Origin of the sequence: Delftia sp. DT-2 (genome assembly GCF_028401915.1) — a bacterium.
Lineage (GTDB): Bacteria > Pseudomonadota > Gammaproteobacteria > Burkholderiales > Burkholderiaceae_C > Comamonas > Comamonas tsuruhatensis.
Map to the genome: position 1 here is coordinate 128938 of NZ_JAQOTI010000013.1, position 20879 is coordinate 149816.

The 20879-nt window shown below is 67.7% G+C and carries 22 protein-coding genes; 16 read left to right on the forward strand and 6 right to left on the reverse strand.

The window, feature by feature from the left end; genetic code table 11:
* Positions 1 to 33 precede the first annotated feature (33 nt).
* The 6 genes from PO605_RS23060 to PO605_RS23085 are packed head-to-tail and all read left to right on the forward strand — an operon-like array spanning position 34 to position 3540.
* On the forward strand, positions 34 to 606 hold the full coding sequence (locus PO605_RS23060) for an RNA polymerase sigma factor (protein ID WP_016447416.1): 573 nt from the start codon (positions 34 to 36) through the stop codon (positions 604 to 606).
* Positions 603 to 1061: a DUF3619 family protein gene (locus PO605_RS23065; protein WP_047471769.1), complete on the forward strand. Its 459-nt coding sequence runs from the start codon at positions 603 to 605 to the stop codon at positions 1059 to 1061. Before PO605_RS23060 ends, PO605_RS23065 begins: the two co-directional genes overlap by 4 nt.
* A 20-nt stretch (positions 1062 to 1081) precedes the next feature.
* On the forward strand, positions 1082 to 1933 hold the full coding sequence (locus PO605_RS23070) for a DUF3106 domain-containing protein (RefSeq protein WP_047471778.1): 852 nt from the start codon (positions 1082 to 1084) through the stop codon (positions 1931 to 1933).
* Between the two features lie 22 nt (positions 1934 to 1955).
* Complete coding sequence (locus tag PO605_RS23075; protein WP_016447419.1) at positions 1956 to 2498, forward strand: RDD family protein; 543 nt, start codon at positions 1956 to 1958, stop codon at positions 2496 to 2498.
* A gap of 38 nt (positions 2499 to 2536) precedes the next feature.
* Positions 2537 to 2950: a diacylglycerol kinase gene (locus PO605_RS23080; RefSeq protein ID WP_016447420.1), complete on the forward strand. Its 414-nt coding sequence runs from the start codon at positions 2537 to 2539 to the stop codon at positions 2948 to 2950.
* Positions 2947 to 3540 carry a TIGR00730 family Rossman fold protein gene (locus PO605_RS23085; protein ID WP_016447421.1) on the forward strand — a complete coding sequence of 198 codons (594 nt, stop codon included), beginning with the start codon at positions 2947 to 2949 and terminating at the stop codon, positions 3538 to 3540. Before PO605_RS23080 ends, PO605_RS23085 begins: the two co-directional genes overlap by 4 nt.
* Before the next feature lie 88 nt (positions 3541 to 3628).
* Here PO605_RS23085 and PO605_RS23090 read toward each other — a convergent pair whose 3' ends face one another.
* Complete coding sequence (locus PO605_RS23090) at positions 3629 to 3967, reverse strand: P-II family nitrogen regulator (protein WP_012206673.1); 339 nt, start codon at positions 3965 to 3967, stop codon at positions 3629 to 3631.
* 71 nt (positions 3968 to 4038) lie between these two features.
* Entirely contained in the window at positions 4039 to 5688 is a 1650-nt protein-coding gene (locus tag PO605_RS23095) for an NAD+ synthase (RefSeq protein WP_047471773.1), read from the reverse strand.
* Positions 5689 to 5774: 86 nt separating this feature from the next.
* On the opposite strand from PO605_RS23095, the gene PO605_RS23100 reads away from it, so the two are divergent.
* The gene (locus tag PO605_RS23100) at positions 5775 to 7010 is read left to right on the forward strand and encodes a GNAT family N-acetyltransferase (protein WP_047471776.1); all 1236 of its coding nucleotides are present in this window, start codon (positions 5775 to 5777) and stop codon (positions 7008 to 7010) included.
* A 3-nt stretch (positions 7011 to 7013) separates the two neighbouring features.
* Here PO605_RS23100 and PO605_RS23105 read toward each other — a convergent pair whose 3' ends face one another.
* From PO605_RS23105 to PO605_RS23120, 4 genes are all read right to left on the reverse strand, one after another.
* On the reverse strand, positions 7014 to 8840 hold the full coding sequence (locus PO605_RS23105) for a methyl-accepting chemotaxis protein (RefSeq protein ID WP_272206909.1): 1827 nt from the start codon (positions 8838 to 8840) through the stop codon (positions 7014 to 7016).
* 500 nt (positions 8841 to 9340) lie between these two features.
* Positions 9341 to 11110 (reverse strand): methyl-accepting chemotaxis protein, encoded by a 1770-nt coding sequence (locus tag PO605_RS23110; protein ID WP_272206910.1) that lies wholly within the window; start codon positions 11108 to 11110, stop codon positions 9341 to 9343.
* 180 nt (positions 11111 to 11290) lie between these two features.
* Entirely contained in the window at positions 11291 to 11818 is a 528-nt protein-coding gene (gene ppa, locus PO605_RS23115; protein WP_013801496.1) for an inorganic diphosphatase, read from the reverse strand.
* A 147-nt stretch (positions 11819 to 11965) separates the two neighbouring features.
* Positions 11966 to 12508 carry an Mpo1 family 2-hydroxy fatty acid dioxygenase gene (locus PO605_RS23120; RefSeq protein WP_016451358.1) on the reverse strand — a complete coding sequence of 181 codons (543 nt, stop codon included), beginning with the start codon at positions 12506 to 12508 and terminating at the stop codon, positions 11966 to 11968.
* A 62-nt stretch (positions 12509 to 12570) separates the two neighbouring features.
* On the opposite strand from PO605_RS23120, the gene PO605_RS23125 reads away from it, so the two are divergent.
* From PO605_RS23125 to PO605_RS23165, 9 genes are all read left to right on the forward strand, one after another.
* On the forward strand, positions 12571 to 13410 hold the full coding sequence (locus PO605_RS23125; protein WP_047471225.1) for a Crp/Fnr family transcriptional regulator: 840 nt from the start codon (positions 12571 to 12573) through the stop codon (positions 13408 to 13410).
* A gap of 61 nt (positions 13411 to 13471) precedes the next feature.
* Positions 13472 to 14905, forward strand: a complete 1434-nt coding sequence (locus tag PO605_RS23130) for an aldehyde dehydrogenase family protein (protein WP_016447428.1) — start codon at positions 13472 to 13474, stop codon at positions 14903 to 14905.
* A gap of 73 nt (positions 14906 to 14978) precedes the next feature.
* On the forward strand, positions 14979 to 15578 hold the full coding sequence (locus PO605_RS23135) for a DUF2889 domain-containing protein (protein ID WP_016447429.1): 600 nt from the start codon (positions 14979 to 14981) through the stop codon (positions 15576 to 15578).
* A gap of 24 nt (positions 15579 to 15602) precedes the next feature.
* Positions 15603 to 16388: an SDR family oxidoreductase gene (locus tag PO605_RS23140; protein ID WP_016447430.1), complete on the forward strand. Its 786-nt coding sequence runs from the start codon at positions 15603 to 15605 to the stop codon at positions 16386 to 16388.
* Positions 16389 to 16453: 65 nt separating this feature from the next.
* Positions 16454 to 17590: a GTP 3',8-cyclase MoaA gene (gene moaA / locus PO605_RS23145; RefSeq protein WP_016447431.1), complete on the forward strand. Its 1137-nt coding sequence runs from the start codon at positions 16454 to 16456 to the stop codon at positions 17588 to 17590.
* A 62-nt stretch (positions 17591 to 17652) separates the two neighbouring features.
* Positions 17653 to 18348, forward strand: coding sequence for a molybdenum cofactor guanylyltransferase MobA (gene mobA / locus PO605_RS23150; protein WP_047471223.1), 696 nt, complete (start codon positions 17653 to 17655; stop codon positions 18346 to 18348).
* A gap of 29 nt (positions 18349 to 18377) precedes the next feature.
* Positions 18378 to 19715: a molybdopterin molybdotransferase MoeA gene (gene moeA, locus PO605_RS23155; protein ID WP_047326770.1), complete on the forward strand. Its 1338-nt coding sequence runs from the start codon at positions 18378 to 18380 to the stop codon at positions 19713 to 19715.
* Positions 19716 to 19729: 14 nt separating this feature from the next.
* On the forward strand, positions 19730 to 20062 hold the full coding sequence (locus PO605_RS23160) for a thioredoxin family protein (protein ID WP_034365530.1): 333 nt from the start codon (positions 19730 to 19732) through the stop codon (positions 20060 to 20062).
* Between the two features lie 46 nt (positions 20063 to 20108).
* Complete coding sequence (locus PO605_RS23165; protein WP_231574399.1) at positions 20109 to 20840, forward strand: TetR/AcrR family transcriptional regulator; 732 nt, start codon at positions 20109 to 20111, stop codon at positions 20838 to 20840.
* Positions 20841 to 20879: the final 39 nt, after the last annotated feature.

Genomic DNA, 20879 nt, shown 5'->3' on the forward strand with positions numbered 1-20879 from the left:
TCAACGAGCCCCTCATCCGGGCCTGCGTTCCTTTTGGCAACCGAGCAAGAACTATCCGACTTCCTCAAAAGCGTAGAAAAGCGTGCCTTCAAGCGCAGCTTTTTCCACGTCCGGGACGAGGAGGCGGCGCTGGACATCGTGCAGGACAGCATGCTCAAGCTGGCGCAGCACTATGGCGACAAGCCCATCACCGAGCTGCCCATGCTCTTCCAGCGCATCCTGTCCAACAGCACCCTGGACTGGTTTCGCAGGCAAAAGACGCAGAACGCCCTCTTCACCCGCATGAGCGATCTGGAGGCCTCGGCCGGCGACGATGCGGACTTCGACTGGCTCGAGACCTACGCCGACTCCGCACAGAACGGCGAAACCGCCCGCAGCGCCGAGGATCTGACCGAGCGGGCGCAGATTTTGCAAAGCATTGAAAAAGAGATACAGGAGCTGCCGGCGCGTCAACGCGAAGCATTCCTGATGCGTTATTGGGAAGAGATGGACGTTGCGGAGACCGCTGCCGCGATGGGGTGTTCCGAAGGAAGTGTAAAAACACATTGTTTCCGCGCCATCCAGACATTGAGCAAGGCACTGAAGGCCAAAGGAATCGAGCTATGAAGACTGCGCCCACTCTCACTCTCCACAGCGAAATGGCGGCCGACCGCATCGCACGCCGGATCACCGCGCGCCTGGGTGACGGCGAGGCGTTGCTGCCATACGACATCACCGAGCGGCTGCGCGCTGGGCGCGAGCGCGCCCTGTCCGTTCGCCGGCGCGAACTGCGCGCTGCGACCGTGCAGGCTGCCAGCGCAACCCAGGCTCAGGGTGCCACCATGACGCTGGGCTCTGGCGACGAAGGCGGCACCTGGTGGCGCGCGCTGATCTCGGCCGTGCCGGTGCTGGCCCTCATCATTGGCCTGGTGGTCGTCAACGTGCAGACCGATCAGATTGGCCTGACCGAGGTTGCCGAGGTCGATACGGCCCTGCTGACCGATGACCTGCCCCCTGCCGCCTATGCCGACCCCGGTTTCATCCAGTACCTGAAGACTTCGGCCACCAACACGGAACGCTGATACCCGCCTTGCCTGCCTGCATGCCCACTGATTCACGCGCTGCGTTCCACCGATCACCCGCCGCCATCCTGGCGGCGGTGCTGTTGATGGCGCTGGCCTGGACCGGCTGGCGCGTCGTGCAACAGGTGCGGCTGGCGCCCAGCACGGTGTCGCCGGCCACCATTGCGGCCTCCAAGACCCTGCATGGCGACGCAGCCACGCGCCAGCGCGCCACGGCCCTGGCCTCCGGCCCACGCTGGGCCGAGCTGACGCCTGCGCAAAGCAGGGTGCTCGAGCCCCTTTCCGAGCGCTGGTCCATGATGGACGCGCTGCAAAAGCGCCGCTGGATGGCATTGGCCGAAGGCTGGGACAAGCTCAGCGAAAAGGAGCAGGAAAAGCTGCGCGACCGCATGCAGACCTGGTCCAGCCTCAGCGCCCAGCAGCGCAGCCAGGCCCGCCTGAATTTCGCCCTGACCAACCGCCTTGCCACGGACAAGCGAGCCCAGTGGGAGGCCTACCAGGCGCTCAGCGACGAAGAAAAACGCCTTCTGGCTGCACGCGCCGCGCCCAAGGTCAAGGGCGCCGCCAACGCCATACAGCCCGTGGCGCCCAAGCGTCTGGCGCGGATTCCTGCGGCCTCGGTGGCACCGGCCACCATTCCGAATCCCCCAAAGATTCCACCAGCCACCATCTACAATCCGCCGCCTCCGGTTCCACCGGTCGCGTCGCCTTCGGCCGTGGAAACCCATCCCGTGCGCCCGCCTGCGCTGGTGGAGACAGCCCCGGTGGAAGTGCCTTCGGCCACACCCATGCCCTTGCCGCCCATGGAACTGCATGACGGCGCCGAGGCCACCCCACAGCCCTCGCACGGCGAAGCAGCCCCTTCGCATTGATGCAGCGCCCCGACACGCCCGCATGACGAACGCCACCTCCCCCGCCTCCACGGCAGCCGGCTCCGCCGCCGATCCACGGATGGCCCCGCGCCTGGCCCGGCGCATGGCCTGCTGGCTATATGAGGGCATGCTGCTGTTCGGCGTGGTCTTCATCGCCGGATATCTGTTTGGCACCTTGTCTCAGACGCGCAACGCCATGGACAACCGCCATGCGCTGCAGGCCTTCATGTTCGTGGTGCTGGGCATCTATTTCGTCTGGTTCTGGTCCAAGGGGCAGACATTGGCCATGAAGACCTGGCACATCCGCCTGGTGGATGCTGCAGGCCAGCCCGTCAGCCAGCTGCGCGCCCTGCGGCGCTATGTGCTGAGCTGGATCTGGCTGCTGCCACCGCTGGCGGCCTACTCCACCGGCGTGCCGGCCTTGACCACCTTGGTGCTGCTGGTGCTGTGGGTGGCACTCTGGGCCCTGCTCAGCCGCCTTCATCCGCGCCGCCAGTTCTGGCATGACGCCTGGGCCGGCACACAGCTGATCCACCAGGCCCCGCCGCCCAGGAAAAAACGCTGAGCGGCAAAGGCAGCATCGCATCTCCTACACTCCCCAGCATGCCCGCCGCTTCACCCAAGTCCAACGACAGCACGCCTGTCAATCCCCAGAAAAGCCGCACGGGCCTGAACCGTGTCTGGCACGCTGCGGGTTATTCGCTGTCCGGCCTTCGTGCCGGATGGAATGAGAAAGCCTTCCGCCAGGAAGCGCTGGCCGCCATCGTGCTGATCCCTGCCGCTTTCTGGCTGGGACGCAGCTGGATCGAGGTCTCGCTGCTGGCGGGCACGGTCTTGCTGGTGCTGATCGTGGAATTGCTCAACAGCGGCATCGAGGCCGTGGTCGATCGCATAGGCCCCGAATGGCACGCCCTGTCCAAGCAAGCCAAGGACATGGGCAGCGCCGCCGTGCTGCTGGCGCTGCTGCTGTGCACGGGCGTCTGGCTGGCGGCTCTCTATCAACGGTTCATTGCATGACAAATCCCACGTTTTCCATTTGTGTGTATTGCGGCTCGCGCCCCGGCGACCAGCCCGGTTTCATCGAGGCCGCCCGCGCCACCGGCCGCTGGATTGGCGAGCACGGCGGCCAGTTGGTCTACGGCGGCGGGCGCAGCGGCCTGATGGGCGAGGTGGCCGAGGCCACGCGGCAGGCCGGTGGCCGCGTCGTGGGAGTGATCCCGCAGGCGCTGGTGGACAAGGAGCTGGCCAACCATGCCTGCGACGAACTGCACATCGTCCAGACCATGCACGAGCGCAAGGCCATGATGGCCGAGCGCAGCGATGCCTTCGTCGCCCTGCCCGGCGGCATAGGCACCTTCGAGGAATTGTTCGAGGTCTGGACCTGGCGCCAGCTGCGCTACCACGACAAGCCCATCGGCCTGCTCAATGTGGACGGCTACTACGACAGCATGCTGCAGTTCCTGCAGACCTGCGTGGGCCATGGCTTCATGGGCGAGTGGCAGATGGGACTGATAGAAAGCGGCAGCGACATCCCCGCACTGCTGCAATCCCTGGTGCAGAACGCGGGCACGGGCCTGGAAACGGCCCCCTTGCGCGCCGTGATCTGAAACGGAAACGGCCACCCGTTCAGGGGTGGCCGCTGGAATCCGGATGTCGAGCCCAGGGCGCCGCGTGCGCCCTGCACTGCTGCCGGGTTCAGATGGCTCCGTCGTCGAGTTCGCCGGTACGGATGCGCACCACGCGCTCCACGGCGGTGACGAAGATCTTCCCGTCACCGATCTTGCCCGTGCGGGCCACGTTGACGATGGCATCCACGCAGCGGTCCACGTCTTCCGTGCGGACCACCACCTCGATCTTCACCTTGGGCAGGAAGTCCACCACGTACTCGGCGCCACGGTAGAGCTCGGTATGGCCCTTCTGGCGACCAAAGCCCTTGACCTCGGTGACGGTCAGGCCATTTACGCCGCAGTCGGCCAGTGCCTCGCGGACCTCTTCCAGCTTGAACGGCTTGATGATGGCGGTGATCATTTTCATGGGGTGAACTCCTCAGTGCATGCAATACGGGGCAAGACGGCTGGCCAGGAAACCCCGCCGCCTCAGGTGCTTCAAGCGCGAAAGCGGTTGGTGATCGGGTAGCGCCAGTCCTTGCCGAAGCTGCGGCGCGTCAGCCGCGGCCCCACGGGCGCCTGGCGGCGTTTGTATTCGTTGATCTGGATGAGGCGCGTCACTCGCTCCACATCGGCGCCGGCATATCCGTCGGCCACGATGGAGGCGATGCTTTCGTTATTTTCCATGTATCGGCGCACGATGGCGTCGAGCACCTCATAAGCGGGCAGGCTGTCCTGGTCTTTCTGGTCCGGGCGCAGTTCGGCGCTGGGCGGGCGCGTGATGATGCGATCCGGAATGGGGTCCAGCCCCGTGCCGAACGGATCGTTGGCATTGCGCCAGCGCGCCAGCGCAAAAACCTCGGTCTTGAGCACGTCCTTGATCACGGCAAAGCCGCCGGCCATGTCGCCATAGAGCGTGCAGTAGCCGGTGGACATCTCGCTCTTGTTGCCGGTGGTCAGCACCACGGAGCCGAACTTGTTGGACAGGCCCATCAGCAAGGTGCCGCGGATGCGGGCCTGCAGGTTCTCTTCGGTCGTGTCCTCGGCGCGGCCCGCGAAGGCCGGAGCCAGGGCGGCCTTGAAGGCCTCGAACTGGGGCGCGATGGAGATTTCGTCATAGCGCACGCCCACACGCTCGGCCATGTCGCGCGCATCGATCCAGCTGATGTCCGCCGTATAGGGCGAAGGCATCATCACCGTGTGCACCTTGTCCGCGCCCAGCGCATCGACCGCAATCGCCAGCACCAGGGCCGAGTCGATCCCGCCCGACAGGCCCAGCAGCGCGCCGGGGAAACGGTTCTTGCCCACGTAGTCGCGCACGGCCAGCACCAGGGCGGACCACAGAGCCGGCAGGTGCTCCACCGGTGGCTGCACATCGGCGGCCAGCGTCAATTCCTGCGCGCCGGCACGCACTTCCACCAACGGCAGCGCCTCGGCAAAGGCCGCCGCGCGTGCGGCAATGCTGCCGTCGGCGTGCACGGCAAAGGAGCTGCCATCGAAGACAATTTCATCCTGGCCACCGACCAGATGTGCGTAGACCAGGGGCAGGCCGGTCTCACGCGCACGTGCAGCCAGCGTGGCTTCACGTTCGGCCTGCTTGCCCTCATGAAAGGGCGAAGCATTGATCACGGCCAGCAATTGCGCACCCGCCGCGGCAGACGCGCTTGCCGGCCCGGGATGCCAGGCGTCCTCGCAGATCAGCAAGCCCACGCGAACTGCCTGGACCTCGACCACGCAAGGCGACTGGCCGGCCACAAAGTAGCGCTGCTCGTCGAACACGCCGTAGTTGGGCAGGCATTGCTTGGCGTAGCTGCATTCCACGCGCCCGTCGCGCAGCACGCTGGCTGCATTGCGCAACGCGCCACCAGCGCCGGGGTCGCGCCAGGGATGGCCCAGCACCAGCGCCAGGCCCGGCCATTGCGCGGTCTCCAGCGCCAGCTGCTGCACGGCCTGATCGCAGGCGTCCAGAAAGGCGGGACGCAGATAGAGGTCTTCGGCCGCATAGCCGCACAGGGCAAGCTCGGGAGTCAGCAGCAAGCGCGCTCCCGTGGCATAAGCTTCACGGGCTGCGGCAATGATTTTCTGGACATTGCCGGGCAGATCGCCCACGACAAAGTTGAGCTGGGCAGTGCAGATGGAGAGCGTCATGGAATGCAATGGAGCCAACAGGGCCGACAAGGCCACCCCACAGCGCAAGGCGGCAGCGCGCGTCACACGGGCCTGCAAGGAATGGCATGGCTGAAACCGCAATTATCACCCGCGTGCTGGACAGCGTGCAGCAGCTCGATGCCCAGGCCTGGAATGCGCTGCTGGCATCGCAGGCTGCGCCCACCCCCTTCATGCGCCACGAGTACCTGAGCGCGCTGGAATCCAGCGGCAGCGCCGTGCCGCAAACCGGCTGGGCCGCCCGCGTGGTCACGCTCTGGCAGGGCGGCGAGCTGGTCGCCGCCTGCCCGGTCTACGCCAAGGCGCATTCCTATGGCGAGTACGTGTTCGACTTTGCCTGGGCGCGCGCCTACGCCCAGCATGGGCTGGATTACTACCCCAAGGGCGTGCTCGCCGTGCCTTTCACGCCTGTGCCGGGCAGCCGGCTGCTGGCACGCACGCCGCTGCTGCGTGCGGCCCTGGTGCGCGCCGTGCGCGAATGGGCCCAGGCGCAGCAGCTGTCTTCCCTGCATTTGCTGTTCAGCGATGCCGAGGATCTGGCAGCCTGCGACGCCGACGGCTGGATGCAGCGCAGCACCGTGCAGTTCCACTGGAGCAACCAGAACGCCGGGGGTGCGGGCCACCGGGACTTCGACCACTTTCTGTCCACGCTGAACCAGGAAAAGCGCAAGAAGATTCGCCAGGAACGGCGCAAGGTGCACGAGGCCGGCGTGCGCTTTCGAGCAGTGCACGGCCCCGACATGAGCGCCCAGGACTGGGCCTTCTTCTACCGCTGCCACGAACGCACCTATCTGGAACACGGCAACGCCCCGTACCTCCAGCCGGCCTTCTTCGAGGCCATGGCGCACCAGATGCCCGAGAACTGGCTGATGTTCGTCGCCGAGCGCGACGGCCAACCCATGGCCTGCAGCCTGATCGCACTCGATGCGGCAGCCGCACGGCTTTCAGCCGGCAGTTGCGACCGCGACACGCCGCAGATCCCGCACATCCCGCACATTCCGCAGGGCACGGCCTACGGCCGCTACTGGGGCGCGCTGGAGCGCGTGGACTGCCTGCATTTCGAGGCCTGCTACTACCAGCCTATCGCCTGGTGCATAGAACGCGGGATTGCGCACTTCGAGGGAGGCGCCCAGGGCGAACACAAGATGGCGCGGGCGCTGCTGCCCGTGGTGACGCCCAGCGCCCACTGGATTGCCCACCCGTCCTTCGCCGACGCCATCTCGCGCTTTCTGGACCGCGAGGGCGAAGGCATGGCCGGCTACCTGCAGGAGCTGCAGGCGCACAGCCCGCTGCGCCAGGAATGAGGCTCAGAAGGTTTCCCAGTCGTCATCGCCCTGACCGGGCTGGCGCGGAGCCGGCTTGCCTGTTGCTGCGGGCCCAGGGCGTGGCTGGATGGGAGGCGTGGCCTCGCGCTCAAGCCGGCGGGCCAGTGTCTCGCCACCCGCTGCAGCACCGCCGCCCCCCAAGGCCGCAGGCCGTGCGGGGCTGGCCGGCGGAGCCGGCCGGACAGGCTGCGCTGCGGCGCGTGGCGCGGCGCCGGCCTGCGCCACCATCCTGTTGGGCACATGCGCATGGCTGTCCATGGCACCGCGCGGCAGCTGGAACACGGCCACGGCCTCGACCAGGTCCTGCGCCTGCTTGCGCAGCGAGGCAGCGGCGGCCGCGCTTTCCTCGACCAGGGCAGCGTTTTGCTGCGTGGTCTGGTCCATTTGCGTGACGGCTTCGCTGACCTGGGCGACGCCGGAGCTCTGCTCGGTACTGGCCGCGCTGATCTCGCCCATGATGTCGGTGACCTGGCCGATGGCAGCCACCACTTCGGTCATGGTCGTGCCTGCGCGGTCCACCAGTTGCGAGCCCTGCTCCACACGCTCCACGCTGGCAGTGATCAGCGCCTTGATTTCCTTGGCCGCCTCGGCGCTGCGCTGCGCCAGCGAGCGCACCTCGCCCGCGACCACGGCAAAGCCCCGGCCCTGCTCACCGGCACGCGCAGCCTCCACCGCGGCATTGAGCGCGAGGATGTTGGTCTGAAAGGCAATGCCGTCGATCACGCCGATGATGTCGCCGATGCGCCGGCTGCTGTCATTGATGCCCTTCATGGTTTCCACGGCCTCGGCCACCACGTCGCCGCCGCGGCGCGCAACGCTCGATGCATTGAGCGCCAGCTGATTGGCCTGGCGTGCGTTGTCGGCGTTCTGGCGCACGGTGGAGCCCAGCTCTTCCATGGATGCCGCCGTCTGCTCCAGCGCGCTGGCCTGCTCTTCCGTGCGGCTGGACAGGTCGGCATTGCCGGAGGCAATCTGCGCACTGGCCGAGGCCACGCCTTCGGCGTTCTGGCGCACGCTGCGCACGGTCTGCACCAGGCTCGATTGCATGCGCTGCAGCGCGCCCAGCAGCAGGCCGGTTTCGTCATGGCGGTCGATGTGAATGGTCCCGCCCAGATCGCCATTGGCCACGCGGTCAGCGGCATCGACCGCATGGGCCAGCGGCGTGCGGATGGAGCGCGTCAGCCACAGCCCGGCCAGCACGGCCAGCAGCACGGCGGCCAGCGCCGCCACGCTGAGGACGACGACCGAGCGCCCATAGACAGCCTCGGCATTGCGGCTTTCCTGCACGGCCGCATCGCTGTTGAGCTTGACCAGCAGGTCCAGCGTGTTCGACGAATCGTTGTAGAGCTTCAGCGACTCGCCGCCCAGCACGGCCTGGGCCTTTTCCTTTTCGCCCTGGCGTGACAGCGCCAGCACCTGCTGGCTCAGTTGCTGGTAGCGCTCGCGTTCCTGGAGCAGTTGGGCGTAGAGCCTTCGCTCTTCGTCGGAGGACAGCAGCGGCTCGTAGGCCTTCTTGCGCTCGGCCAGACGGCGCTGCAGTTGCTCCAGCTGCTTTTCCGAATCGGTCTTGTAGGCGACATCATCATTGTTGACGTGGCGCACCTCCAGCAAACGGGTACGCACGACATCGGTGCCTATCTGGTTGATCACTTCCACGCTGGGCATGGCATTGCCGGTGATGACTTCCATGCTGGTGCGCATGGAGCGCAGTTGCACCAGGGCCGCGGCCACCACGGCCAGCAGCAGCAGCACCAGCAGGCCGAAGGTGCCCAGCATGCGCGTTGAAATCTTGAGGTTTTTCACATTCATCTCTCTTGTAGAGGTCCCGTCATCTTGTTGCGTCTTGCTCTGTCTCGCGCCATGGGCAGGCTATCAGCCAGGCCCGGCGCGAACCTTGCAGAAACAGGCCAGCCGCACCGGCCGATGGCAGCTGGCAGGCAAGGCTTGGAGAGGGGGAGGACGGGACCCCGCGGGAGCGCGGTCTGCTGGATGGCCGATGGCCGCCAGGCCAGGCGGCCATGAGAACAAGGTAATCATGGGATATCCCTTCGTTCCGAGCGAACGAGGCCAGGAGCGGCCGTTCCTCAATCTGTAAGAATAGGACTACATCTATTTACATTCTGCCAGTATCCAAGCATTGTTCAGGACAAGTTCAGGTACTTGCAGTAGGCAGAAACCTTCACTGGAGGATTTGCGCCACAGCCTCCTGCCACCCGGCGTGCGCAAGCTCAACGCAGCACGCAAAAAGAAAGCGGCCCCATGCAGGGCATGGGGCCGCCAGAGGATGGGGCACAGCTGCGGGCAAGGCCTCAGAACGCGGCCCACTCCTCGTCGTCGGCGGTCGCGGTCCTGCTGACCTGGGCTGGCGTGGCATGTTTCGCTGGCCGGGCTGCGATGGGCGCCAGGACCGGCGGTGATGCCAAAGGGGCGGCCGCCGTTGCGCGCGGCACCGCCACGGCCGCCTTGGCGGTCTCAGCCACCTCGGGGACCGCTGTCGAGTCTTCCGGCGCCGTGCGAAACACCGATACCGATGCCACCATGGCCCGCGCCTGCTGCTGCAGCGACTGGGCAGCGGCCGCACTTTGCTCGACCAGGGCGGCGTTCTGCTGGGTGGCCTGGTCCATTTGCGTGATGGCATCGCCCACCTGGGCCACGCCCGCGCTCTGCTCGCTGCTGGCGGCGCTGATCTCGCCCATGATGTCGGTCACGCGCCGGATGGCGGCGACGATTTCGGACATGGTCTCGCCGGCCTTGTCCACCAGCTGCGTGCCCTGCTCCACACGCTGCTCGCTGGCCTGGATCAAGGCCTTGATCTCCTTGGCCGCCTCGGCACTGCGCTGGGCCAGCGTGCGCACCTCGCCGGCCACCACGGCAAAGCCCCGGCCCTGCTCGCCAGCGCGGGCCGCCTCCACGGCGGCGTTCAGCGCCAGGATATTGGTCTGGAAGGCAATGCCGTCGATCACGCCGATGATGTCGGCGATCTGGCGGCTGCTGTCGTTGATGCCCTTCATGGTGTCCACCACCTGGGCCACAACCTCGCCGCCACGCGCGGCAATGCCCGAGGCGGAGGCGGCCATCTGGTTGGCCTGGCGCGCGTTGTCCGCGTTCTGGCGCACGGTGGCGCCCAGCTGCTCCATGGAGGCTGCGGTTTCCTCCAGAGCACTGGCCTGGCTTTCGGTGCGCGCCGACAGGTCCGCATTGCCCTGGGCGATCTCGCCAGCGGCCAGCGCCACGCCGTGCGCATTGCCGCGCACATCGCCCACCAGCTCGGCGAGCTTGCGGCGCATGTCCTCCTGTGCGTTGATGAGCTGGCCCATTTCATCCAGGCGCCGGCTGGTGACCGGCTTTTCCAGATGGCCGGCCGCCACATTGCGCGCCACGGCCACGGCCTGGGCCACCGGGCCGGTGACCGCACGCGTGATGGCCCAGCCCACCAGGGCCGCAATCGCCACCACCGCGGCCAGCGTGCCCAGCACCCAGATGCGGGCCAGGTCAAAGCCTGCCTGCGCCTGCTGCCGCGCCTGCTCGCCCGCTTCGCGCTGCAGGGTCAGCAGGCGGCCGGCGCTTTCGGCCAGCTTGCCGAACTGCGCCTCGGACTCGCCGGCGAACATCAACCCCATCTCGTCGGCCATGAAGGCCTGCTCCTCGGTGGTGGAATAGTTGCCGGCGCGCGCACGCTCCAGCAATCGCGCATGCATGGCCAGGAACTGTTGCTTGAAGCCGAGGTAGTCGTCGAAGGCCGCGCGCAAGGCCTGCTGGTCGATCAGCGAACGCAGGGCCGTCTCATGCTCGCCAATGGTCTGCAGCCGGTCCTGCACCTGCTTGGCAAAGCCATCGACCTCGGCCAGGCTGCGCGCGGAGGCAATGCCGGCCTCGTGGCGGCGCAGGCGGTTGTATTCGGATCGCATGGCGCCCGCATGGAACATGCTGGGCAGGGCCACATCCGACAAATGCAATGCGTTGCGGTGCATCTGCGCCAGTTGCAACCAGGCTACCGCCCCCAGAACCGCCGAGAACAGGACCATGATGAGGAATCCCATGCCCAGCTTCGTGCCCATGCGCCAATCTGCCACCTTCATTTGCTCGCTCCCGGGCCGATGTCCCCATCAGCGCCTGATTGATCTGTCCAAACCCTGATCCATGACAAAACAAAAAACGCACCCGGCGCCTAGGCACCGGGTGCGTTTCAAATTGTATCAACTGCGAAGCGGGCATTTACCTCAGCGCAGTTGAGACTCCCTCGACGGGAGTGAAAGGGATCAGCCCTTGTAGTTGGCGATGCCGTCCACGACTTCCTTCTTGGCCTCGTCCACTCCCTTCCAGCCCAGAACCTTGACCCACTTGCCCTTTTCCAGGTCCTTGTAGTGCTCGAAGAAATGCTGGATCTGCTTGAGGGTGATCTCGTGGATGTCTTCCAGCGTGTTGATCTTGTCGTAGGCGGGCAGCAGCTTTTGCGTGGGCACGGCCAGGACCTTGCCATCCACGCCGGACTCGTCTTCCATGAGCAGGATGCCGATGGGGCGGCAGGCCACGACCACGCCCGGGGGCAGCGGGAAGGGCGTCATCACCAGCACGTCCACCGGATCGCCGTCGCCGGACAGCGTCTGGGGCACATAGCCGTAGTTGGCCGGGTAGTGCATGGCCGTGCCCATGAAGCGGTCCACGAAGACGGCGCCGCTTTCCTTGTCCACTTCGTACTTGATGGGATCGGAGTTGGCCGAGATCTCGATCACGACGTTGAAGGATTCAGGAGCGTTCTTGCCCGGTGTGACTTTGTCGAAAGACATGATGGATAAGCAGAGTTGAAACGAAAGAGCCCCCGCAGGGGATAGCAGCGTGATTTTAGGCGCAGGCACACGCCCCCACGGATGGCTCCGCAGGAACGCCCGCCATGCTAAGGGCGCAAGCCTGCGCCAAGCTTGCAGCGCCCGGTCTCAGGCGTGTGCCCCGCCCGCGCGCCGGCGCACGGGGCCGCTGCGCTGCTCCACCGCATGCTGCACTTCGCGGCGCAGGCCCAGTGCAAAGCCCAGCTCGGCCAGCACGAACAGGGGTCCGATGACCAGGCCCAGGATGTCGTCCAGGAAGGCTGGCTTGCGGCCCTCGTAGTAGTGACCCACGAACTGGATCACCCAGCCCACGGCAAAGATGCCCAGCCCCCATCCCAGCCAAGCCCCCAACGGCAGCATGGCGATGGGCTGTGCCAAGGCCAGCATCAGGGCAAGCACCACAGCCATGGCAATGCCGTAGCGCAGGTCCAGCAAACAGTAGTAGATGCCTGCCGCCAGCGCCGCCAGCAAGGCCAGGCTCAGCGGCAGGGCAGGCAGGCCGTCGCCCAATGGCATCGCCCATTGCAGACGTGCCAGCAGGATCACCACGGCCCACATGATCAGCGGCACGCCAAAGAAGTGCGTGAGGATGTTGCGTGGATCACGGTGATAGTCCGCGTACTGGGACAGTTGGTCGATGAGGGTTTTCATAGGCTGCACCGGCAGTGGATGTTGCGCAACCATGGTGGTGTCATCAAGGATTGGCGTCTGTCATGGATCCGACACAAGCCTCATCGCACACCTCGGGCTTACCCGCACCGGCAGCTCCGGCAGCCACGGCAACTGTCGCCGCCACGCGCGGCGTACGGCGCCGCTCAGTGGCCGGTCCACCGGGCATGGCCGATCTCTGGGCCACCGTCGAGGCAGGCCGCTGGTTCCACGCCCTGCCGCCAGAGCTGGCCGCGCAGCTCAAGGCACTGGCCCAGCCCCGCACGCTGGCAGCAGGCGACTGGCTGTTTCGCCGGGGCGACCCGCCCTGCGGGCTGTACGCGGTGGCGCGTGGCGCCCTCAGCATCTCGGGCACGGCCGCCTGCGGCGAGCAGGCCCGCACGGCGCTGCTGGCCCTGGTGGAGCCGCCGATGTGGCTGGGAGAGATTGCCCTGTTCGATGGCGCACAACGCACGCACGACGCCCAGGCCGCCACGGCCTGCATCGTGCTTCACGTGCCCCAGGCACCGCTGATGGAGTGGCTGGCCGCCCACCCCGGACACTGGCAAGCGCTGGCGTTGCTGCTGACGGACAAGCTGCGCGTGTGCCTGGTGGCGCTGGAAGAGCACACGCTGCTGCCGGCCCCCCAGCGCCTGGCGCGGCGCCTGGTGCGCATGGCCGAAGGCTTTGACCAGTGGCAGCCCGACGGCCAGGGCCGCCAGCGCTGGCGGCGCGAGCTGGATGTGTCCCAGGAGCAGCTGGCGCGCATGCTGGGCCTGTCACGCCAGACCACCAACCAGATCCTGCAGGAGCTGCAACTGGCCGGCTGCCTGCAGTTGCGGCGCGGCAAGATGGAGGTGCTGGACCGCCAAGGCCTGCGCGACGCGGGCTGGCCTGCGCAGTAGGCAGGCGCGCTGCAACGCCCGGGACTGGACAAGCGTCCCGGGCGCCCCACAATCGGGCTCCATGCAATACCACCACATCGGCAATGCGTCCGTGCCTACGGAATCGGGACGCACGATCCCCGTGCTGGACCCGTCGGACGGGCAGGCTTTCGACGAGCTCCAACGCGGCTCGCCCCAGGACATCGACCTGGCCGTGCGCTCTGCGCGCGAATGCCAGGACAGCGTCTGGAGCAAGCTCTCGGCCGCCGAACGCGGGCGCCTGCTGATGCGCCTGTCGGGCAGCGTGCTGCAGCATGCCGATGAACTCACGGCCATCGAGCAGCGCGACTGCGGCAAGCCCACGCGCCAGGCCCGCGCCGATGCGCTGGCGCTGGCGCGCTACTTCGAGTTCTATGCAGGCGCCTGCGACAAGCTGCACGGCGAGACCCTGCCCTACCAGCAAGGCTACAGCGCCCTGACCTGGCGCGAACCCCACGGAGTGACCGGCCATATCGTCCCCTGGAACTATCCCATGCAAATCCTGGGCCGCAGCGTGGGCGCGGCGCTGGCCGCGGGCAATACCTGCGTGGTCAAGCCCTCGGAAGACGCCTGCCTGTCCGTGCTTCGCGTGGCGCGGCTGGCCACCGAGGTCGGCTTTCCGGCAGGCGCCTTCAACGTGGTCACCGGCCTGGGGCACGAGGTGGGCGAGGCCCTGGCGCGCCATCCCGGCGTAGACCACCTGAGCTTCACGGGCAGCCCCGGCGTGGGCACGCTGATACAGCAGGCGGCTGCCGAGCGCCATTGCCCCGTCACGCTGGAGCTGGGCGGCAAGAGCCCGCAGATCGTGTTCGCGGATGCGGATCTGGACGCCGCCGTGCCGGCCATCGTCAACGCCATCGTGCAGAACGCCGGCCAGACCTGCTCGGCAGGCTCGCGCGTGCTGATCGACTCGCTGATCTACGAGCCGCTGCTCGAACGCCTGGGCCAGGCCTTCGAGGCGCTGCGCGTGGGTCCGGCCGCCATGGACCTGGACCTGGGTCCGCTGATCCGCGCCAGCCAGCAGCAGCGTGTCTGGGATTTCCTGTCCGACGCCCAGGTGGCAGGCATTGCCGTGGTGGCGCAGGGCCAGATCGTGGAGCATGCGCCCGACAGCGGCTTCTACCAGGCGCCCACCCTGCTGCGCGACGTGCCACCCGAGCACCGGCTGGCGCAGGAAGAGATCTTCGGCCCCGTGCTCTGCGCCATGCCCTTCCATGACGAGGACCATGCCGTGCAACTGGCCAACGGCACGGCCTACGGCCTGGTGGCCGGCCTGTGGACCCGTGACGGCGCGCGCCAGCTGCGCCTGGCGCGGCGCCTGCGCTGCGGCCAGGTCTTCGTCAACAACTACGGGGCGGGTGGCGGCGTGGAGCTGCCCTTCGGCGGCGTCAAGTCCAGCGGCCATGGCCGCGAAAAGGGCTTCGAGGCGCTCTATGGCTTCACCACGCTGAAGACCGTCGCCATACGGCATGGCTGATCCTGGCGCATGACGGAAAATCGCAAGGTGCCCGGCGCCAGCCGGCCGCACGCGACAGAAAGAAGAATTCCCCATGCCCTTGTCTCCCGTTCCCGACCGCACGCCCCAGCATGAACGCGACGTGCGCTACCGCAGCTACGCCCGCGCCGATGGCCTCTGGGACATCGAAGGCGAGCTGCGCGACAGCAAGACCCATGACATCGAACTGAGCGGCGGCCGCCACATGCCGGCCGGCACGGCCATACACCACATGTGGATACGCACCACGGTCGATGCCCGCCTGGCGGTGCAGGCCATCGAGGTCGTCATGGACTCCCATCCGCTGGGCCACTGCCCCGAGGCCACGCGGGCCCTGCAGAAAATGGTCGGCTGCAGCATGGCGCGCGGATGGCGCAAGGCCATCAACGAGAACCTGGGCGGCGTGGCCAGCTGCACGCATCTGCGCGAGCTGCTGTTCAACATGGCCACGGCCGCCTTCCAGTCCGTACCCGGCGTCTTTGGCGATGCCGACCCCAGCCAGCCACCACGCCACCTGGGCCAGTGCCTGGGCTGGGACTTCAATGGCCCCGGCGTGGCGCGCTATTACCCGCAGTTCGTGGGCTGGCAGCCCGGCACAGGCGGCGTGGCCCCGACCCCGGCGACCACCGCCACCACCGAAACCCAGGGGGCCTGACCCCCGACCGAGGAGCAAAGCCCGATGCGTGTCCAGGACAAATCCATCATCGTCACAGGCGCCGGCAGCGGCATAGGAGCCGGCATCGCCATGCGGCTGGCCGCCGAAGGCGCGCATATCGTCGTCAACGACATCGACCGCGAGGCCGGCACGCGCGTGGCACAGGCCATCAACGCCGTGGGCGGCCGCGCGCTCTATGTGCAGGCGGACATGACGCAGGGCGAACAGGTCAAGGCCCTGGTGGCCGCCACGCTGCAGGCCCACGGCCGGCTCGATGTCTTCGTCAACAACGCGGGCTGGACGCACCGCAACCGTCCCATGCTCGAAGTCAGCGAGGCCGAGTTCGACCGGGTCTATGCCATCAACGTCAAGAGCATTTATCTCTCGGCCATCCACGGCGTGCCGGCCATGCGCGCCAATCCGCCGATGGCCGATGGCCGCCCCGGCGGCGGCAGCTTCATCAACATCGCCTCCACGGCAGGCCTGCGCCCGCGCCCGGGGCTGACCTGGTACAACGGCTCCAAGGGCGCCGTCATCGTGACCAGCAAGTCCATGGCTGCGGAACTGGGCCCGGAGAACATCCGCGTCAACTGCATCAACCCCGTCTTCAACCCCGACACCGGCCTGGCCGCCGAGTTTGCCGGCGGCCCCGTGGACGAGGAGCGCCGCGCGCGCTTTCGGGCGACGATTCCGCTGGGCCGCTTTTCCACGGCGCTGGACGTGGCCAATGCCGCGCTGTATCTGGCCAGCGACGAGGCGGCCTTCATCAGCGGCACCTGCATCGAGGTGGATGGAGCGCGCTGCGTCTAGACGCAGATCAAGATCTGCAGGCTTGCGCAGAGCCTGGACATAGGCATTCGGGCAAAATCGCGGGCATGGCAGAACGAGTGATCCCCCTGGTCGACGAGCGCGCCCCCACGCGCCCGGCCACCGTGCCAAGACTGCTGCAGGCGCCCACCGGCGATCTGCGTGACAGGCTTGGCCGGCCGCTGCGCGACCTGCGCATCAGCATCACCGACCGCTGCAACTTCCGCTGCAGCTACTGCATGCCCAAGGAAGTCTTCGACAAGAACTACCGCTACCTGCCGCACGGCTCGCTGCTGAGCTTCGAGGAGATCACGCGCACGGCCCGCCTGTTCGTGCAGCATGGCGTGCGCAAGATCCGCCTGACCGGCGGCGAGCCGCTGCTGCGCAAGAACGTGGAAACGCTGGTGGAGCAGCTGTCTGCCCTGCGCACGCCCGACGGCCATCCGCTGGACCTGACGCTGACCACCAACGGCTCGCTGCTGGCGCGCAAGGCCCGGGCGCTCAAGGCGGCCGGCCTGAACCGCGTCACCGTCAGCCTGGACGGGCTGGACGACGCGGTGTTCCGCAGCATGAACGACGTGGACTTCCCGGTCTCCGACGTGCTGGCCGGCATCGAGGCGGCCCAGGCGGCAGGCCTGGGCAACATCAAGGTCAACATGGTGGTCAAGCGCGGCACCAACGAGGACCAGATCCTGCCCATGGCGCGCCACTTCCAGGGCACGGGCGTGACCTTGCGCTTCATCGAATACATGGACGTGGGCGCGACCAACGGCTGGCGCATGAACGAGGTCCTGCCCTCCGACGAAGTCATCGCCCGGCTGCGCGCCGAGCTGCCCCTGGTGCCGCTGCAGGCCAGCAGCCTGGGCGAGACCGCCGTGCGCTGGGGATATGCCGATGCGCAGGGCCTGCACGATCCCTCGCTGGGCGAGGTCGGCGTGATCAGCAGCGTCACCCACGCCTTTTGCGGCGACTGCAACCGTGCGCGCCTGTCCACCGAGGGCCGGCTGTACCTGTGCCTGTTCGCCTCCGAAGGCTGGGACCTGCGCAGCCTGCTGCGCAGCGGCGCCAGCGACGAGGAAGTGGCAGCCGCGCTGGCCCCCATCTGGCAGCAGCGCACCGACCGCTATTCCGAACTGCGCGCCAGCCTGCCGTCCAGCACGGACACGCAGCGCAGGCGCATAGAGATGAGCTACATCGGCGGCTGAGCCCGCGCGTCGCGCGCGGCTCCCTTTCCCTTTCCCCTCGGTTTCTCCATCACAAGCCACACATGCCCGTTTCCTCCCTGCCCGACACCCTGCCCTTGAGCGACATCACGGGCTGCGTGCTGGCAGGCGGGCGCGGCATGCGCATGGGCGGCATCGACAAGGGCCTGCAGCCCTTTCTGGGCCAGCCGCTGGCGGGCCACGCGCTGGACCGCCTTGCGCCCCAGGTCGGGCATCTGATGCTCAACGCCAATCGCCATGCCGAGGCCTATGCGCAACTGGGCGCCCCCTATGGCGCCCCGGTCTGGCCCGATGCCGAACCCGACTACCCCGGCCCGCTGGCCGGCTTTCTGAGCGGCCTCACCCATTGCCAGACACCCTGGCTGGTCTGCGTGCCCTGCGACACGCCGCTGTTCCCCCTGGACCTTGTACAGCGGCTCGCGCAGGCTGCGCTGGCGCAGCAGCCTGCGGCCGACATCGTCGTCGCCCATGGCTGGGAACGCTCGCTTGATACAGATCAATCCAGGCTGCGTGCCCAGCCCGTGTTCTGCCTGATGCGGTCATCGCTGCGTGATAGCCTGCAGTCCTTCATACGTTCGGGCGGCCGCAAGATCGATGCCTGGACGGGCCAGCACCGCTGCGCCACCGCCCTCTTCGATCGCGCGGACGACAGCCCGCTGGCCTTTGCCAACGCCAACACGCAGCAGGAGCTGCAGGCCCTGGCGCAGGCCGCGGCCTGTGTGCCCGTGACGCCGCCGTGACCGGCCTTGCCCCACCGGATTCCGTTCTGATGACCGCCACCTTCCAGCCCGCCTCCGCCCCCATCGCCTCCGCCCAGGACCTGAGCGTTGATCAGGCACTGTCCCAACTGGCCAGCCTGCTGCAGCCCCTGGGCCCGGTGGCGGATGTGGAAACACTGGCGCTGGCCGACGCGCTGGACCGCATGCTGGCCGAAGACATCGTCTCCCCCATCGACGTGCCCGCACATGACAACGCCGCCATGGATGGCTATGCCTTCGACGGCAGCCAGCTGCAGGCCGGCGCCCCGCTGGTGCTGCGCGTGGTCGGCCAGGCCCTGGCCGGCAAGCCCTGGCATGGCACGGTGCGGGCGGGCGAGTGCATCAAGATCATGACGGGCGCCGTGCTGCCGCCCGGTCTGGACACGGTGATCGCGCACGAACGCACCGAGCCCGCCGATGCGGCCTCGCCCGACCATGTACGCATCCCCGCCGGCAGCGTGCGCACCGGAGACAACCGCCGCAGGCGCGGCGAGGATCTGAGCCAGGGCTGCGTGGCGCTGGCGGCGGGCCAGCGCCTGCATCCGGCGGCCCTGGGCCTGATCGCCAGCCTGGGCCAGTCTCAGGTGCATGTTCGCAGGCGGCTGCGCGTGGCCTATTTCTCCACGGGCGATGAAATCCTGCACCCCGGCACGGCGCTGCGCGAAGGGGCGGTCTACGACAGCAACCGCTTCAGCCTCATCGGCCTGCTGCAGCGCATGGGCGTCAAGGTGCTGGACCTGGGCGTGGTGGCCGACCAGCCCGAAGCCTTGCAGGAGCGCCTGCGCGAAGCCGCCTCCCTGGCCGACGTGGTGCTGACCAGCGGCGGCATCAGTGCGGGCGAGGCCGACCATACGCGCGCCATGCTGCAACGCATGGGCAGCGTTCATTTCTGGCGACTGGCCATGCGGCCCGGCCGGCCGCTGGCCGTGGGCCTGTTGCAGCCCGATGCGGGCACGCCATTTGCCGCCAGCCGGCCACCGGCACGCACCACGGTACTGATCGGCCTGCCCGGCAATCCCGTGGCTGCCATGGTGAGCTTTCTGGTCTTTGTACGGCCGGCGCTGCTGCAACTCATGGGCGCCGCCGCCGTGGACGGTGAATCGGCCGCCCTGCCCCAGGCTGTGGCTGCGCAGGCCCTGTCCAAGCGGCCCGGCCGCACCGAGTACCAGCGCGGCATTCTGTCCAAGGGCGCCGATGGCCGCTGCATGGTGCGCACCACGGGGCCGCAGGGCTCGGGCGTACTCAGTTCCATGGCCGAGGCCGACTGCCTCATCGTGCTCGAACATGAGCGCGCTGCCGTGCAAGCCGGCGAAACCGTGTCCATCCTGCCGCTGCAGGCCTTTCCCTGACAGGAGATTGCCCCATGCCCTTCCAGTCCAAGCACCTGACCGACGCCCCCGATCGCAGCACCGTCGATACGCTGCCCGGCGCTACCTTGCTGGAGTTCGGCACCGCCTGGTGCGGCCACTGCCAGCGCGCGCAACCGCTGATTGCCCAGGCGCTGGATGCCGCCCCGCAGGTGGCCCACATCAAGGTGGAAGACGGCCCCGGCAGGGCCCTGGGACGCAGCTACCGCGTCAAGCTCTGGCCCACCCTGGTCTTTCTGCGTGACGGGCAGGAGGTGCAAAGGCTGGTGCGGCCCCAGCAGGCCCGCGAGATCGAGGACGCGCTGGCCCGCATCACCGCCCAACCCTGACACTTGCGGCGCAGCCGCTGCCTGTGTATCGCCGACAATGGCCCGCATGCCGTCCCAAAAGAAGCCTGCCGATTCCGCGCCCAAGAAGCCCCGCCGCACCAGCGGCCGCCCGCTGGCTGACGATGCCGTCGGCCGGGACATCATCCTGCAGACCACGGTCAACCTGCTCAAGACCCGCACGCCGGAGCAACTGAGCATTCTGGAAATCGCGGCGGCGGCTGGCGTCACGCGAGCGCTGGTGCGCTACTACTTCAGCAGCCTCAAGGGACTGCTGCAGGAAGTGACGGAGTCCCTGATGCGCGAGTTGCAAAACCGCATGGAAGTGGCGCTCAGGACGCAGGGCACGGTGGAAGAGCGCGTCTACCAGCGCCTGCTGCTGCGGCTGGATTTCATGCGCGAGCACCCGCAGTTCGAGCGGCTGGCGCTGTCCGAGATCTACCACTATGAAAGCGAAGAAGATCCGCCGCCCTCGGGCACGCCGCTGCAGCGCATCACGCGGCGCGGGCTGGAGCTGACCTCGACCATGCTGATGGACGGAGCGCAGGCCAGCCACCCGGCACAGGTGGACCCGCGCTTCATCCACCTGGCCATCCTCAGCATTTCGGCCTTCCTGCCCACGGCACGGCCGCTGCTGGCCGAACTGTTCGGGGAAGGGCCGCAGGCAGACCAGCAGGTCGAGCACTATCTGCGCTTCATGTCCCACCTGCTGGCCGAGCGCATCAGGCAGGATGCGCCGGCGCAAGACCACCCACCACACCCGGGCCACCACCCGGATTGACTTGCGCCGGCGCCCGCTGCTCCCTCCTTTCGTCCGGTG

Coding starts and splice junctions, on each gene's coding strand:
- PO605_RS23085 (WP_016447421.1), top strand. CDS start 2,947: ATGACAAATCCCACGTTTTCCATTTGTGTGTATTGCGGCTCGCGCCCC.
- PO605_RS23135 (WP_016447429.1), top strand. CDS start 14,979: ATGCCCTTGTCTCCCGTTCCCGACCGCACGCCCCAGCATGAACGCGAC.
- moeA (WP_047326770.1), top strand. CDS start 18,378: ATGACCGCCACCTTCCAGCCCGCCTCCGCCCCCATCGCCTCCGCCCAG.
- PO605_RS23070 (WP_047471778.1), top strand. CDS start 1,082: ATGCCCACTGATTCACGCGCTGCGTTCCACCGATCACCCGCCGCCATC.
- PO605_RS23090 (WP_012206673.1), bottom strand. CDS start 3,967: ATGAAAATGATCACCGCCATCATCAAGCCGTTCAAGCTGGAAGAGGTC.
- PO605_RS23110 (WP_272206910.1), bottom strand. CDS start 11,110: ATGAAGGTGGCAGATTGGCGCATGGGCACGAAGCTGGGCATGGGATTC.
- PO605_RS23120 (WP_016451358.1), bottom strand. CDS start 12,508: ATGAAAACCCTCATCGACCAACTGTCCCAGTACGCGGACTATCACCGT.
- moaA (WP_016447431.1), top strand. CDS start 16,454: ATGGCAGAACGAGTGATCCCCCTGGTCGACGAGCGCGCCCCCACGCGC.
- PO605_RS23100 (WP_047471776.1), top strand. CDS start 5,775: ATGGCTGAAACCGCAATTATCACCCGCGTGCTGGACAGCGTGCAGCAG.
- PO605_RS23080 (WP_016447420.1), top strand. CDS start 2,537: ATGCCCGCCGCTTCACCCAAGTCCAACGACAGCACGCCTGTCAATCCC.
- PO605_RS23165 (WP_231574399.1), top strand. CDS start 20,109: ATGCCGTCCCAAAAGAAGCCTGCCGATTCCGCGCCCAAGAAGCCCCGC.
- PO605_RS23065 (WP_047471769.1), top strand. CDS start 603: ATGAAGACTGCGCCCACTCTCACTCTCCACAGCGAAATGGCGGCCGAC.
- mobA (WP_047471223.1), top strand. CDS start 17,653: ATGCCCGTTTCCTCCCTGCCCGACACCCTGCCCTTGAGCGACATCACG.
- PO605_RS23125 (WP_047471225.1), top strand. CDS start 12,571: ATGGATCCGACACAAGCCTCATCGCACACCTCGGGCTTACCCGCACCG.
- PO605_RS23105 (WP_272206909.1), bottom strand. CDS start 8,840: ATGAATGTGAAAAACCTCAAGATTTCAACGCGCATGCTGGGCACCTTC.
- PO605_RS23130 (WP_016447428.1), top strand. CDS start 13,472: ATGCAATACCACCACATCGGCAATGCGTCCGTGCCTACGGAATCGGGA.
- PO605_RS23095 (WP_047471773.1), bottom strand. CDS start 5,688: ATGACGCTCTCCATCTGCACTGCCCAGCTCAACTTTGTCGTGGGCGAT.
- PO605_RS23160 (WP_034365530.1), top strand. CDS start 19,730: ATGCCCTTCCAGTCCAAGCACCTGACCGACGCCCCCGATCGCAGCACC.
- ppa (WP_013801496.1), bottom strand. CDS start 11,818: ATGTCTTTCGACAAAGTCACACCGGGCAAGAACGCTCCTGAATCCTTC.
- PO605_RS23075 (WP_016447419.1), top strand. CDS start 1,956: ATGACGAACGCCACCTCCCCCGCCTCCACGGCAGCCGGCTCCGCCGCC.
- PO605_RS23140 (WP_016447430.1), top strand. CDS start 15,603: ATGCGTGTCCAGGACAAATCCATCATCGTCACAGGCGCCGGCAGCGGC.